The organism is Kitasatospora sp. NPDC056076, from assembly GCF_042266305.1.
Taxonomy (GTDB): domain Bacteria; phylum Actinomycetota; class Actinomycetes; order Streptomycetales; family Streptomycetaceae; genus Kitasatospora.
On sequence record NZ_JBHJWG010000050.1, the window covers coordinates 36275 to 50945 of the forward strand.

Consider the following 14671-nt stretch of genomic DNA (forward strand, 5'->3'; position numbering starts at 1 on the left):
GGGACGCCCGGTTCGACGGCTGCGGGCGCTGCCGTCCCGAGTGGCACGGCGTCGGCCCCGGGCGGTACGGCGTCGGCACCGACGGCGGCCGGGGCCCCCTCGCCGGGTGGGTCCGCCGGGGCCTCGGCGCCCGCGGCCGGGGCGGGCGGCGGGGTGACGGCGCCGGCGGCGGCGCCCAGCGCGGACCTGGAGGCGCCGCTGCTGGACGACAAGGTGGTCGGGCAGGTGCTGCCGGACGCCAAGGCGATGGCCGGGTGGCAGGAGGAGAAGCGCAAGGTCGACACCGCCGACCACGCCGTGACCTGCACGGCCTCGGCCCCGTGCAGCGGCAAGCCGCTCAGCGGGTCGGTCCGGTTCTCCTCGGGGGACCTGGTGACCCGCTTCCTGGTGGAGACCCTGCCCAGCCGGGACGCCGCGAAGAGCCGGGCGAAGGAGACGTACGCCTCCTACCCGGTCGGGCCGTTCAAGAAGGTCGAGGCTCCGGCGGTGGGCAGCGAGAGCCAGGCCTTCGTGGGGCCGCTGGCGGACGGTGACGGCGTGAGCATCGTGGTGCGCTCGGGCACCGTGGTGGCGAGCGTGACCACCGAGGGCGGGCCGGTGGACCTGCCCGCCGCCCGGCGGTTCGCCGTGATGCTGGTCAACCGGATCGAGCAGGCGCAGTCGGGCAAGGTCCCGGACGCGGGGCTGGCCAAGGCCTGACGGCCCCTCCCCCACCCCGACGCCGACGGGGCGGCGACCAGAAGGTCACCGCCCCGTCGAAACCGGTCAACCGGTGGATCAGCCCGCCGACACCGGGAACGTCGGGTACTCGACGCCCGAGATGTACTGCACGACCCGGACCACCTGGCACGAGTAGCCGAACTCGTTGTCGTACCACAGGTAGAGGATCGCGTTGTCGCCGTCGACCTTGGTCGCACCGGCGTCCACGATCGAGGCGTGCCTCGACCCGATGAAGTCGCTGGACACCGCGTCGGGCGAGTCGGTGAAGTCGATCTGCCGCTTGAGCGGCGAGGTCAGCGAGATCCCGCGCAGGTGGTCCAGCACCTCCTCGCGGGTGGTCTCCCGCTTGAGCTGGAGGTTCAGGATCGCGATGGACACGTCCGGAACGGGCACCCGGATCGAGCTGCCGGTGATCTTCGCCTTGAGGTCCGGCAGCGCCTTGGCGACGGCCGAGGCGGCACCGGTCTCGGTGATCACCATGTTCAGCGGCGCCGAGCGGCCGCGACGGTCGGCCTTGTGGTAGTTGTCCAGCAGGTTCTGGTCGTTGGTGAACGAGTGGACGGTCTCGACGTGGCCGCGCACGACGCCGTACTCGTCCTCCATCGCCTTGAGCGGCGGGACGATCGCGTTGGTGGTGCAGGAGGCGCAGGAGATGATCTGCTCGTCCGGCTTGATCATGTCGTGGTTGACGCCGTGCACGATGTTCGGGACGTCGCCCTTGCCCGGGGCGGTCAGCACGACCTTGGCGATGCCGGGGCGCAGGTGCTTGGACAGGCCCTCGCGGTCACGCCACCGGCCGGTGTTGTCGATCAGGATCGCGTCCTTGATCCCGTACTCCGTGTAGTCGACCTCGCTCGGGTCGTTGGAGTAGATCACCGTGATCTCGTTGCCGTTGACGACGATCTTGTTGTTCGCCTCGTCGACGGTGATCGTGCCCTGGAACTGTCCGTGGATCGAGTCCCGGCGCAGCAGCGAGGCGCGCTTGACCAGGTCGTCGCCGCCGCCGTTGCGCACGACGATGGCCTTGAGCCGCAGGCCGTTGCCCGAGGCCTTCTCGATCAGCAGCCGCGCGACCAGCCGGCCGATGCGGCCGAACCCGTACAGCACGACGTCCTGCGCGGACCGGCGCTCCAGCTTGTTGGCACCGGTGGCACCGGCGACGGCCTGGGCGGTGAACTCCGCCACCGACAGGCCCCGGTCGTCCGCCCGGTAGGCCGAGGCGAGCATCGCCAGGTCGATCTGCGAGGGGCCGAGGTCCAGGGTGGTCAGGGCGTCCAGGAACGGCATCGTCTCGGTGACCGAGAGCTCCTCGCCGGCTATCTGCCGGGCGAAGCGGTGCGTCTTGAGGATGCTGACCACCGACTTGTTCACCAGGGAACGGCTGTGGAGCAGGACGGTGACGTCCTTCTCCCGGTGCAGTCGCCCGATGATCGGGATCATCGACTCCGCGATCTCCTCGCGGTTCTTCCAGTCCGTGAACACGTCGTCGTTGACAGTCACAAGTCCATCTTTCGAGCTGAGGGTGTTGCGCACATGGTAGCTTCGCCCGCTTCCGGCCCGACGGCCGGTCCCTCCCCCGCCCCTCCGCCCCACCCCTGCGACCTGCGCTTTCCCCCGCCTCCCCGCCCCCGGAGGTGACCACCGCCACCTCCAAGTCCCCCAGTAGAGTGGGCACACCGAAGATCCGGACAGAGGCGTGAGGGGGCCCGGGTGGCGACGTTGGGGATGCACCGGGACTTCCTGATGGAGTTCGCGGCACTGGAGCGGTCGGTGCAGCGGCGGGTCTTCGAGACCTTCGAGAAGTTCACCGGGGCCACCCACGCCGGCACCCACCTGGAGAAGCTCACCCACCAGCGGGACCCGCGGATCCGGACCATCCGGATCACCGACTTCTGGCGCGGGGTCGTCCTCAAGGCCGACCGGGGCGACGGCTACCTGCTGCTCAAGGTGCTCCCCCACGACAAGGCCAACGACTGGGCGCTCAAGCACCGCGCCTCGGTGAACGCCGCCACCCAGGGCGTCGAGATCCGCAACGACGTCGCCCTGGAGCGCGCCTCCGCCTCGCTGCGGGCCCGGGCCTCGGACGAGCCCCAGCGGCTCTTCGCCGACCGCTCCGACAAGGTCCTGCGCAGCCTGGGCATCGAGGAGGAGATCCTGCCGATCATCCGCCTGCTGCCCGACGAGGCGCACCTGGAGGCGCTCCACCGGGTCCTGCCGGAGCAGCAGTTCGACGTGCTGATCGGCCTGGCCAGCGGGATGGAACCGGCCGAGATCGACCGCGAGATCGTCCAGGCGTACGCGCGGGCGGCGGACCCGGCGGGCACCGGGCGCCCCGGGGACGAACTGGTCTCGGCGATGGCCCACGCCCGCGGCCGGGTCGCCCTGGTGTCCGGGCCCGAGGAGCTCCAGGAGATCCTGGAGCGCCCCTTCGACGCCTGGCGGATCTTCCTGCACCCGGCCCAGTACCGGATCGCCTACCGGGGTTCGTACCAGGGCCCGGCCCGGGTCACCGGCGGCCCCGGGACCGGCAAGACCGTGGTCGCCCTGCACCGGGCCTACCACCTGGCCCGCCGGCTGCCCGCCGACGCCCCCGACGGGTCGGTGCTGCTCACCACCTACACCAAGGACCTCGCCGCCGAACTGGAGCGCTGCCTGGGCCTGTTGATCACCGACGGGCGGATCCGGGCCAAGGTCCGGGTGGTCACCGTCGACGCCCTGGCGAACGAGGTGCTGCGCCGCTCGCTCGGCGGCGCCCCGTTGAAGATCCTGTTCAACCAGCGGGCGGTGCTGGCCCGTTGGCGCCGGGTCGGGCAGCGGCTCGGGGTCGACTTCACCGACGTCTTCCTGGACCAGGAGTGGCGGCAGGTCGTCCTGGCCCAGGCGATCGAGAGCCCCGAGCAGTACCTCAAGGCGCCGCGGACCGGCCGGGGCACCGCGCTCGGCCCGCTGCAACGCGCCCAACTGTGGCGCACGGTGGCCGCGTTCGAGGAGGAGCTGCGGCAGAGCGGGGAGCGGACCTTCCTCCAGGTCTGCGCGCACGCCGCCCGGTCCCTCGACGAACGGGACGAACGCCCGTTCCGGCACGTGGTGGTCGACGAGGCGCAGGACCTCCACCCCGCGCAGTGGCGCTTCCTGCGCGCACTCGCCGCCCCCGGACCGGACGACCTGTTCCTCGCCGGCGACCCCCACCAGCGGATCTACGGCAACAAGGTCTCGCTGCGCTCGCTCGGCATCCAGGTGGTCGGCCGCTCCTCCCGACTGCGCGTCAACTACCGCACCACGCAAGAGATCCTGAGCTGGGCCGCCTCGCTGCTCACCGGCGAACGCCCGGACGACCTGGACGGCGGCGAGGAGTCGCTGGCCGGCTACCACTCGACCCTGCACGGCGCCCAGCCCGAGGCGCGCGGCCACGCCGACCAGGACGAGGAGCTCCGGGCCCTGGTCGCCCGGATCGAGGCGTGGACCGCCTCGGGGGTCGGCCCGGAGGACATCGGCGTCGCCACCCGCACCGCCCAACTCGGCCGCGACACGGCCCGGGCGCTGGAGCAGGCCGGCACCCCGGCCCACCTGCTCGGCAGCGCGCCGGCCCCCGGCGTGCGGATCGGCACCATGCACCGGATGAAGGGGCTGGAGTTCCGTTGCGTCGCCGTGGTGGGCGTCGGCGACGCCATGGTGCCCAACGGCAACGCGCTCACCCCGGAGGACACCGACCCGCAGCAGCACCGGGAGGACCTCAACGGTGAGCTGAACCTGCTGTTCGTGGCCTGCACCCGCGCCCGCGAGGCCCTCGCCGTCTCCTGGCACGGCGCCGCCAGCCGCTTCCTCGAACCGGTCGTCCCGGCCGAACTGCTCACCCGCTGACCCCCGGCCGGGCCGGGCCGGTGCCCCGTCGCGCGTCCCGGCCTGCGTCCCGTCGCGCGTCCCGGCCCGCGTCCGCCGAGGATTTGCCCGGGCTTCGGTGGGGTGGGGTAATGAGAGGCGACCGGTGTTTGGGTGTTCCCTCAGAGACCCGGGAGCGTGCGATGAGCGGTGGGCCGGAACCGATCAGTGCCGAGGGGCTGCGTGCCGTGCAGGAGGAGTTGGCGCAGCTGCGGGCGGAGCGGGGGGAGGTGGCCGCGACCCTGCGCGGGGAGGATCCGGTGGGGGACCGCGCCGACGCGGCGGACGAGTTGCAGCGGGCCTCGGACGTGACGCGGCTGGACCGGCGGATCGTCGAGCTGGAGGGGCGGCTGCGGGAGGCCGAGGTGGCCGGGGCGCCGTCCACGGACGTGATCGGGGTGGGGTCGACGGTCACCGTGCGGTTCTCCGACGGCGAGCAGGAGACCGTCGAGATCTCCGAGCTGGCCGAGGAGCGCGAGCTGACCCTGGTGACGTACGACAGCCCGCTCGGGAAGGCGCTGCTGGGCCGCCACGCCGGGGAGACGGTGAACTACGAGACGCCGGGCGGCGCGGCGAGCGCGGTCGTGCTGGCGGTGGGCGGCAGCGGCTGACCGGGGCACGCGGGGGTCGTCCCGTTCGATAGGCCGCGCCGATCGGACGACTGGTACGACCTCTTTGACCTGCGACGATGCCGGACAGGACACTGGACGGGCGGCCCACCGCCGCCGGATTCCCCGTCCGAGCGAACCGTCCGAGGAGACCCCGCACGTGCGCACCGCCCGCTGGATACCGGCCGCGGCCGCCGTGGCGGTCGCCGCCTGGGGAGCGAACCAGTTCACCGCGCTGGCGAGCGTCTACCGGGCGCACACGGACTGGTCGCCGGTGTCGCTGGCCGGGATGTTCTCGGTGTACCTGGTCGGGCTGGTGCCCGGGCTGCTGCTGGGCGGCCCGGCCGCGGACCGGTACGGGCGCCGGCGCACGGTGCGGGCCGGGCTCGCCCTGTCGGCGGCCGCCAGCGCGCTGCTGGCGCTGGCCGACGAGCCCACCGGGTACGTCGCCCGGCTGGCGACCGGCTTCGCGGCCGGGCTGGTGTTCCCGGCCGGGACGACCTGGCTGCGGGAGCTCTCCGGCCCCGGGGTGTCGCCGGTGGCCGCCGCGCGCCGCGCGATGTACGCCACCGGGATCGGCTTCTCGGCCGGTGCGCTGGCCTCCGGCGTCCTCTCCGAGTGGCTGCCCGGTCCGACCGTCGTGCCCTGTCTCGCCCACGCCGCGGCCTGTCTGCTGGTCCTGCGGGCCACCGGCCGGCTCCCGGACGCGGCGCCGGTGGGCCGCCCGGTCCGGCCCGCGGAGCACCACCGCGCGGCCGTGCAGCACCCCCGGTTCCGCTACGTCGTGCTGCCCGCCAGCCCCGCCGTGCTGGGCGCCGCGACCGTCGGCTACGTCGTGCTGCCGCCGCTGGTCGCCCACCATCTGCCGGGCTACGCACCGCTGTTCAGCGGTCTGGTGGCGGCCCTGACGCTCGCCATGGGGGTGCTCGCCCAGCCCTTCGCGGCCCGGCTGGACGACGCGGGCAGCGCCCGGGCCACCCTCACCGCGATGGCGACGGTGATCGCCGGACTGCTGCTCGGCGCGCTGGCCGCCGACCGCGACTCGGTGGGGCTGGTGCTGGCGGCCGCCGTCGTGCTCGGCACCGGGTACGGACTGACCCTCGGCGCGGGCCTGCACGAGGTGGAGCGGCTCACCGCCCGCAGCGTCGGAGGCGCCACCGGACGCAACCCCGCCGGACCGACCTCCGCCGCGCTCTACCAGAGCACCACCTCCAGCGGCTTCCTCACCCCGCTGCTGCTGGCCGGCACGGCCGGGCGCGCGTCCTACCCGGCGCTGCTGGTCGGCATGGCCGCCGTCGGCGTGCTCTGCCTGGCGGTCACCGGCGCGCACAGCCGCCGCCACCTGCCCGGGCACCCGGCCGGCCCGGAAACGCGCGAGGATTCATCCGTACAGACCTGACCGGCCGCGAGGCCGACCCACGACCCGCGACCCGCGACCCACCCGAGGAGCCGACGACCATGGGCCGAGTGACCGTACCCCGCAGGGTGCTGCGGCTGCGCAAGGGCGTGCCCTCGCACCGCCCCGACACCCTGGCCGCCGAGGAGCCGATGGAGATCCGGGTCGGCGGCCGTCCGCTGACGGTGACCATGCGCACCCCCGGCAGCGACTTCGACCTCGCGGCCGGCTTCCTGGTCAGCGAGGGCGTGCTGCACGCCGCCGACCACCTGGCCGGGATCCGCTACTGCGCCGGGGCCACCGCCGACGGCGGCAACACCTACAACGTGGTGGACGTGGTGCTCGCGGCCGGTGTGCCCGCCCCGGACGCCTCGCTGGAGCGCAACTTCTACACCACCTCCTCCTGCGGCCTGTGCGGCAAGGCCAGCCTGGACGCGGTGCGCACCACCGCGCCGTGGAGCGTCGCGGCGGACGGGCTGCGGATCACCCCCGAGCTGCTGTCCGCGCTGCCGGACCGGCTGCGCGCCGCCCAGAAGGTCTTCGACAGCACCGGCGGCCTGCACGCGGCCGGGCTGTTCGACGCCCAGGGGCGGCTGCTCTGCCTGCGCGAGGACGTGGGGCGGCACAACGCGGTGGACAAGGTGGTCGGCCACGCGCTGCGCGAGGGCCTGCTGCCGGCCCGGGGCACGGTGCTGATGGTCAGCGGCCGGGCCTCCTTCGAGCTGGTGCAGAAGGCGGTGATGGCCGGCATCCCCGCGCTCGCCGCCGTCTCCGCGCCGTCCTCGCTGGCGGTGGACCTGGCCGAGGAGAGCGGGCTGACCCTGGTCGGCTTCCTGCGCGGCGACTCGATGAACGTGTACACCCGCACCGACCGGATCGACCTGACCGACCTGACCGAGGCCGGGCACGCCGCCGAGGCCGAGGCCGAGTAGATGCTGTTCCGCCAGCTCGAGTACCTGGTCGCCCTGGCCCGCGAGCGGCACTTCGCCCGCGCCGCCCAGGCCTGCCGGGTCTCCCAGCCGGCGCTGTCCGAGGCGCTGCGCAAGCTGGAGGACGAACTGGGGGTGCTGCTGGTGCGGCGCGGCCGGGCGTACGAGGGCCTGACCCCCGAGGGCGAGCGGATCGTGCGGTGGGCGCAGCGCATCCTGGCCGACCGGGACGCCCTGCGGGACGAGGTGGACGCGCTGCGCACCGGGCTGAGCGGACGGCTGCGGATCGGCTCGGTGCCGACCGCCTCGGGGGCCGTCCCGCTGCTCACCGGACCGTTCTGCACCACCCACCCGCTGGCCGCCGTGGAGCTGTCCACCGACCTGCGCGCCGATGAACTCCTGCGCCAGGTAAGGGACTTCGAGATCGACGCGGGCCTCAGCTACCTCCCGGAGCAGGGCACCGAGGGCGTGCGCACCGTCCCGCTGTACGAGGAGCGGTACGTCCTGCTGACCGGCCCCGCCGACGGTCTCGCCGGGCAGCCGCACGCCACCTGGACGGAGGCCTCCCGGCTGCCGCTGTGCCTGCTGCACCCGGGCATGCAGGGCCGCCGGGTGCTGGACGGGGTGTTCGCGGGCCTCGGACTGGCGCCGGTGCCCCGGGTGGAGACGGACTCGGTGGGCTCGCTGTTCGCGCACGTGCGCACCGGCCACTGGGCGAGCGTGGTGCCGTACGCCTGGCTGCACGTGTTCGGGGTGCCGCCCGGGATGCGGGCCGTCCCGCTGGTGGAGCCGGTGCACAGCACGCCGATCGGGCTGGTGACCGCGGCCCGGGAGCCGGGGTCGGTGATGGCCCGCGCCCTGCGGGAAGTGGCCCGGCGGACGGACCTGGCCGGGGTGCTGGGCGCCCTGCCGAAGGCGTAGCTGTCGACGCGCGGGAGCCGTAACGGTCGGTGCACGGGAGCCGTAGCGGTCGACGCGCGGGGGCCGACGGCCCGGCGTAGCGTCGACCCGGACCCCCGAGTGACCCAGCCGCGCGACGGAAGGCGAGCACCGTGACCACCTCCGACGACGAAGCCACCGCCGCCCCGCAGCAGCCGGAGGAGGTCGGCCCCTCCCCCGCCGCGCCGCCCCGCTACGCGCCGTACCACCACCCCGCCGCCGGCTGGGGCGCGGCGAAGAGCGTCACCCGTTTCATGGCCCGCGAGGGGGCGTACCTGGACGGCCCGCGGGCCGTCATGCGGATGAACCACGAGAACGGCGGCTTCGACTGCCCGGGCTGCGCCTGGCCGGACGACACCAAGGGCCTGCACCTGGACATCTGCGAGAACGGCATCAAGCACGTCACCTGGGAGATGACCCGCAAGCGGGTCGGCCGGGAGTTCTTCGCCGCGCACTCGGTGACCGAGCTGTCCGACTGGAGCGACTTCGCCCTGGAGGACCAGGGCCGGCTCACCGAGCCGATGGTCTACGACCCGGACACCGACCACTACCTGCCGATCGGCTGGAAGGACGCGTTCGACCTGGTCGGCCGCACCCTGCGGGGGCTGGACGACCCGAACCGGGCGGCGTTCTACACCTCCGGCCGGCTCGGCAACGAGGCGACCTTCCTGTACCAGCTGATGGCCCGCGAGCTGGGCACCAACAACCTCCCCGACTGCTCCAACATGTGCCACGAGGCCAGTGGACGGGCCCTCCAGGCGGCGCTGGGCACCGGGAAGGGGACGGTCGACCTCAAGGACTGGGAGGTCACCGACGCGCTGTTCATCCTGGGCGTCAACGCGGCCTCCAACGCGCCCCGGATGCTCACCTCGCTCGCCGAGGCCTTCCGGCGCGGCGCGCAGATCGTGCACGTCAACCCGCTGGTCGAGGCGGCGGCGACCCGGACGATCATCCCGCACGACTTCACCGACATGGCGCTGAACCGGGCGACCCGCACCAGCACGCTCAACCTCCAGCCGCGGATCGGCGGCGACATGGCGCTGCTGCGCGGCATGGCGAAGGCGCTCCTGGAGCAGTCGGCGGCCGACGACGGGGCGCTGGACCGGCTCTTCATCGAGCGGCACACCAGCGGCTTCGCGGCCTACCGGCGCGTCTGCGAGCAGACGCCCTGGGCGGAGCTGGAGCGCCAGAGCGGGCTGGGCCGGGCGGAGATCCTCAAGGCGGCGCGGGTCTACCGCGAGGCGGACCGCTCGATCTTCAGCTGGTGCCTGGGCGTCACCCAGCACGAGCACGGGGTGGACACCGTGCGGGAGATCGTCAACCTGCTGCTGCTGCGCGGCAACCTGGGCCGGGAGGGGGCCGGGCCCTCGCCGGTGCGCGGGCACAGCAACGTGCAGGGCAACCGCACCTGCGGGATCGACCACCGGCCGGCCGACGCCTTCCTGGACCGGCTCGGCGCGGTCTGCCGGATCGACCCGCCGCGCGCCCACGGCCTGGACACGGTCGGGACGATCGAGGCGATGCGGCGCGGCGAGGTGACCGTCTTCGTCGGCATGGGCGGCAACTTCGCGCTCGCCGCCCCGGACTCCCCCTACACCTACCAGGCCCTGCGCACCTGCGAGTTGACCGTCCAGGTGAGCACCAAGCTGAACCGCAGCCACCTGGTGCACGGCCGCCGGGCGCTGATCCTGCCCTGCCTCGGCCGGACCGAGAAGGACCACCAGCGCGCCGGGGTGCAGTCCACCTCGGTCGAGGACTCGATGAGCATGGTGCACCTGTCGGCCGGCATGAAGCGCCCGGCCTCACCGCACCTGCTCTCCGAGCCCGCGATCGTCGCCGGGATGGCCCGCGCGGCCCTGCCGGACAGCCCCACCCCGTGGGAGTGGTACATCGAGGACTACGACCGGATCCGCGACACCATGGCCGAAGTGCTGGACGGCTTCGAGGACTTCAACCGCCGGGTGCGGCTGCCGCTGGGCTTCCGGATCAAGCAGCCCGCCCGCGAACTGGTCTTCCTCACCCCCTCCGGCAAGGCCGAGTTCTCCGCCGCCGCGCTGCCCGATGTCGTCCCCGCGCCCGGCACCCTGGCGCTCGGCACGATGCGCTCGCACGACCAGTGGAACACCACCATCTACTCGGACGACGACCGCTACCGGGGCGTGCAGAACCTGCGCACCCTGGTCTTCCTCAACCGGGACGACATGCGCGAGCGCGGCATCGCCGAGTTCGACCCGGTGGACGTCACCAGCACCGCCCGGGACGGCTCCACCCGCTCGGTGCACGGCTACCTGGCCGTCCCGTACGACATCCCGCGCGGCTGCGCGGCCGGGTACATGCCGGAGCTGAACGTGCTGTGCGCGATCGGCGACCACAGCACCCAGAGCGACCAGCCGATCATGAAGCACCTCAAGGTGACCGTGACGAAGAGCTAGACCGGCCTACTCCGAGGGCTGGGGCGTCCAGCGGTGCAGGCCCTTGCGGTCGTAGTAGCGGGTCATCCCGAAGCCGAAGGCCAGGGCCAGCGCCACCCCGATGGCGATCATGACCCAGCCGCGGGCCAGCCCGGCGTCCGAGCGGGCGTCGAAGAAGAGGATCGCCCGGATGCCGTCGCTCAGCTGCCGCATCGGCTCGAAGACGGCCAGGAAGCGGTAGAAGCCGGGCACCGCCTGGAGCGGGACGGTCGCCCCGGAGGACGGCAGGGCGAGCGCGATGAACACGAACATGGACACCAGCTGCCCGATCCCGCCGAACGCGGCGTTGATCGCCTGCACGCCGAGGCCGACGGCGAGGCTGGCGCAGTAGGCGAACACCCACAGCAGGGCCTGGTGCGGGGCGTCCATGCCGAGGATCCCGGCCGTGCAGAGCAGCACCAGGGAGGTGGTGACCAGCATGATCCCGGCGGTCATCAGCATCTTGAGCAGCAGGGTCTGGGTGCGGCTGATCGGGACGGTCGGGCGGCGGGTGTGCCAGGGGCCGATCTCGCTGTCGCTGTAGCCGAGCGCGGTGTCGACGCCGTTGTGGATGATGTTGCCGCCGATGAAGCCGGTCAGCACGGCGAGCAGGGTGAAGTAGAAGGCGCTCAGGCCGAGGCCGCTGTGGCTGCCGATCGGGTGGCCGACCTGGGTGGCGACGGCGAACGGGTCGGCGAGCAGCAGCCGGGCGGTGGCGCCGGTGTCCGGCCCCTGGGCGCCCGGGCCGCCCTGGGCCGGTACGGCGGCCAGCAGCCGCTGTCCGGCCGCGACCGAGGCCTGGTGGGCGGCGTTCTGGGCGATCTGGGCGGCGATCGAGGAGCCGAGGCTGCCCAGGCCGGGGTTGGTGAGGACGGTGAGGGTGGGCCGGTGGGTGGCCCCGCCGGCGGCGAGCGCGGTGACGGTGGCGGTGAAGTCGGCGGGGACGAGCAGCACGCCGTAGACCTTGCCGGCGGCGAGCAGGTCGCGGGCGCCCGCGTCGTCGGTCTGGCGCCAGCGGACGTTGTCGTCCGGGGTCCCGGCCACCACGGCGCGGGTCAGCTGGGTGCCGAGGTTGACCGGCTGGCCGGGCGGGGGCGGGGCCTGGTCGGCGTTCACCAGGGCGATCGGCAGCCGGTGCAGGTGCCCGGTCGGGTTGACGATGCCGCCCAGGTAGAGCAGCGAGAGCAGCGCGGCCACCAGGGCGCACAGGACGCCGGGGAAGAGCCAGAGCTTCGGGCGCCGGGCGAGTGCCAGCGCCCTCGCCCGCCGGGGAGCCCCCGGAGGTCCTGCGGTCTGGGAGCCTGCGGTCGCCATGCCACCCCTCAGCTGCGTGTGCGTGTGCGGGTACGGATCCGGCGGGAAGTCGTTCCGTCGTCACGTGGCGCTCAAACCCGCGTCACCCGGACGGAGGTCACGCCTCGCGAAAGGTAAAGGTTCTACCAAGTGCGCAAGTATCGCGCTTCCGTCGGTCTATGCTTCTGGAGGTTTGAAGAAGGCACCTCGTTCGGTGAGGCTTCTTCACGGACACAGGCCACTGATCCGACGACGTCGAGAGACGCCCAGGGTTAGGACAGATCTTCCCGACCTAAGGGTTGATCCGAAGTGGCTTCCGGCCCGAACGGGTTGGACACGCCGTGGAGTGCCAAAGCTCTGACGAGTTGGGGTGAACCGGTGGCAGTCGCGCGCGCCGGTGAACTCCTTGCCGTGTCGATGACACGCACCACGGGGTGCGTCGACCGGGAGGAGGCGAGAGACATGGATTGCAGTAGTCCGGGCCACAGTAGCCCCTACCCCCGCCTGTCCTCGTACACCTCCGGCACGCGGTAACAACCTTCCCTGCGCGTACAACTGACGCACCGTCACATCACGGCGGCGACGTCGTCGCACCGTTCGCCAGCACGCACGCGGCTCCGCCGTGCCCGCCCGGGCACCGCCCCGCCGCGGGCCGGTGCGCCGTGCCCGCACGCAGGGGGAATTACTGCTGCGCGCCCCCATCACCCCGCCTGTCCCGGGGTCCACGGGAGGAACGTCATGACCACCAACGCCACACTCAACTCCAAGCCGCAGAAGCAGCGTTCGGCCGTACTGGACGACGCCCACGTCGGCGACATCAAGGGTGCGCTCGGCACCATCAAGCTCGATGACGACGCACCGCGCCAAGGCCTGTCGGCAAGACTCAAGACCCTGCTGGCGATCGTCGGCCCCGGCCTGATCGTGATGGTCGGCGACAACGACGCCGGCGCCTTCTCCACCTACGGCCAGGCCGGCCAGAACTACGGCACCCAGCTGCTGTGGACGCTGCTGATGCTGGTGCCCGTGCTGTACGTCAACCAGGAGATGGTGCTGCGCCTGGGCGCGGTCACCGGTGTCGGCCACGCCCGGCTGATCCTGGAGCGCTTCGGCAAGTTCTGGGGCGCGTTCAGCGTCATCGACCTCTTCCTGCTCAACGCCCTCACCCTGGTCACCGAGTTCATCGGCGTGACGCTCGCGGCCGGCTACCTGGGCCTGCCCAAGGTCGCCTCGGTGGTACTGGCGGCGGCGATCATCATCGCCTCGGCCTTCACCGGCTCCTTCCAGCGCTTCGAGCGGGTCGCGGTGACCCTGTGCATAGGCTCGCTGCTGCTGGTGCCGATCTACTTCATGGTCCACCCGAAGACCTCGCAGATGGCCCACGACTTCGTGGTGCCGCAGATGCCGGGCGGCGCGGGCGAGTTGGCCGCGGTCATGCTGGTGATCATCTCGATCGTCGGCACCACCGTCGCCCCCTGGCAGCTGTTCTTCCAGCAGTCGTACGTCATCGACAAGCGGATCACCCCGCGCTTCATGAGGTACGAGAAGGCCGACCTCTGGATCGGCATCGCGATCGTGATCATCGGCGCCGCCGCCATGATGGGCTTCACCGCCGCCGCCTTCGCGGGCACCGACGGCTTCGGCCAGTTCTCCGACGCCGGGGCCGTCGCCAAGGGCATCGAGGACAAGGCCGGCCACCTGGCGGGCGTGCTGTTCGCCATCGCCCTGCTGGACGCCTCGATCATCGGCGCCTTCGCCGTCTCGCTCTCCACCGCCTACGCCATCGGCGACGTCTTCGGCATCAAGCACTCGCTGCACCGCGGGGTCAAGGGCGCCAAGGGCTTCTACGGCATCTACGCGGGCCTGGTGATCGCCGCGGCCGCCATCACCCTGCTGTCCACCGGCTACATGCAGGGCCTGATGACCCAGTTCGTCCAGGTGCTGGCCGGGGTGCTGCTGCCCTCCGCCACCGTCTTCCTGCTGCTGCTCTGCAACGACAAGGCGGTGCTCGGCCCCTGGGTGAACGGTCCCAAGACCAACGCCTTCACCGCCGCCGTGGTCGGCGTGCTGGTCACGCTGTCGCTGATCCTCACCGCGGCCGTCGTCTGGCCGGACATCAGCTCGGACGCGATCCTGCGGATCATGGCCGGCTGCGGGGTGGCGGGCGTCCTGGTCGCCGGGTACTCCTTCCTCTCCGGCCGCCGCGGCACCAAGGAGGACCCGATCGACCGCACCGGCCGGGAGAACTGGCGGATGCCCCCGCTGGAGACCCTGGAGAAGCCGGTGATGTCCACCACCCGCAAGCTCGGCATGGGCGCCCTGCGCGTCTACCTGCTGGTCGCGATGGTGATGGTGATCGTCAAGATCGTGCAGACCGCACTGAACCACTGACCCGGACGCCGGGGGCGGCGCCGCACACCACGGCCCGCCGCCCCCGGCCCCGCCCCGGAACCCTCGACC

Annotated in this window: 10 protein-coding genes and 1 riboswitch; of the genes, 8 read left to right on the plus strand and 2 right to left on the minus strand. The window is 72.7% G+C overall.

Translation table 11 applies throughout. The annotated features are described in order from the left end of the window. Window positions 1-153: 153 nt before the first annotated feature. Complete coding sequence (locus ACFC1T_RS31760) at window positions 154-699, plus strand: hypothetical protein (protein WP_375894283.1); 546 nt, start codon at window positions 154-156, stop codon at window positions 697-699. A gap of 78 nt (window positions 700-777) precedes the next feature. Here ACFC1T_RS31760 and ACFC1T_RS31765 read toward each other — a convergent pair whose 3' ends face one another. Beyond that, window positions 778-2220, minus strand: a complete 1443-nt coding sequence (locus ACFC1T_RS31765) for a glyceraldehyde-3-phosphate dehydrogenase (RefSeq protein WP_375894285.1) — start codon at window positions 2218-2220, stop codon at window positions 778-780. 225 nt (window positions 2221-2445) lie between these two features. Between ACFC1T_RS31765 and ACFC1T_RS31770 the strand changes: the two genes are divergently transcribed. The 6 genes from ACFC1T_RS31770 (at window position 2446) to ACFC1T_RS31795 (ending at window position 10903) form a co-directional block, all read left to right on the plus strand. After that, the gene (locus ACFC1T_RS31770; RefSeq protein ID WP_375894344.1) at window positions 2446-4581 is read left to right on the plus strand and encodes a UvrD-helicase domain-containing protein; all 2136 of its coding nucleotides are present in this window, start codon (window positions 2446-2448) and stop codon (window positions 4579-4581) included. 161 nt (window positions 4582-4742) lie between these two features. Next, window positions 4743-5210, plus strand: a complete 468-nt coding sequence (locus ACFC1T_RS31775) for a GreA/GreB family elongation factor (protein ID WP_375894288.1) — start codon at window positions 4743-4745, stop codon at window positions 5208-5210. Window positions 5211-5367: 157 nt separating this feature from the next. Next, the gene (locus tag ACFC1T_RS31780; protein ID WP_375894291.1) at window positions 5368-6606 is read left to right on the plus strand and encodes an MFS transporter; all 1239 of its coding nucleotides are present in this window, start codon (window positions 5368-5370) and stop codon (window positions 6604-6606) included. Between the two features lie 59 nt (window positions 6607-6665). Then, window positions 6666-7535 (plus strand): formate dehydrogenase accessory sulfurtransferase FdhD, encoded by an 870-nt coding sequence (fdhD, locus tag ACFC1T_RS31785; RefSeq protein ID WP_375894293.1) that lies wholly within the window; start codon window positions 6666-6668, stop codon window positions 7533-7535. Further along, complete coding sequence (locus tag ACFC1T_RS31790) at window positions 7536-8453, plus strand: LysR family transcriptional regulator (protein ID WP_375894296.1); 918 nt, start codon at window positions 7536-7538, stop codon at window positions 8451-8453. Between the two features lie 131 nt (window positions 8454-8584). Further along, complete coding sequence (locus ACFC1T_RS31795; RefSeq protein WP_375894300.1) at window positions 8585-10903, plus strand: FdhF/YdeP family oxidoreductase; 2319 nt, start codon at window positions 8585-8587, stop codon at window positions 10901-10903. Window positions 10904-10909: 6 nt separating this feature from the next. Here ACFC1T_RS31795 and ACFC1T_RS31800 read toward each other — a convergent pair whose 3' ends face one another. After that, window positions 10910-12235, minus strand: coding sequence for a YhgE/Pip domain-containing protein (locus ACFC1T_RS31800; RefSeq protein WP_375894303.1), 1326 nt, complete (start codon window positions 12233-12235; stop codon window positions 10910-10912). 178 nt (window positions 12236-12413) lie between these two features. Further along, a riboswitch (M-box (ykoK) riboswitch) is annotated at window positions 12414-12591 on the plus strand. Between the two features lie 361 nt (window positions 12592-12952). Between ACFC1T_RS31800 and ACFC1T_RS31805 the strand changes: the two genes are divergently transcribed. Continuing rightward, window positions 12953-14602 carry an NRAMP family divalent metal transporter gene (locus ACFC1T_RS31805; RefSeq protein ID WP_375894306.1) on the plus strand — a complete coding sequence of 550 codons (1650 nt, stop codon included), beginning with the start codon at window positions 12953-12955 and terminating at the stop codon, window positions 14600-14602. The last annotated feature ends 69 nt before the right edge of the window (window positions 14603-14671 follow it).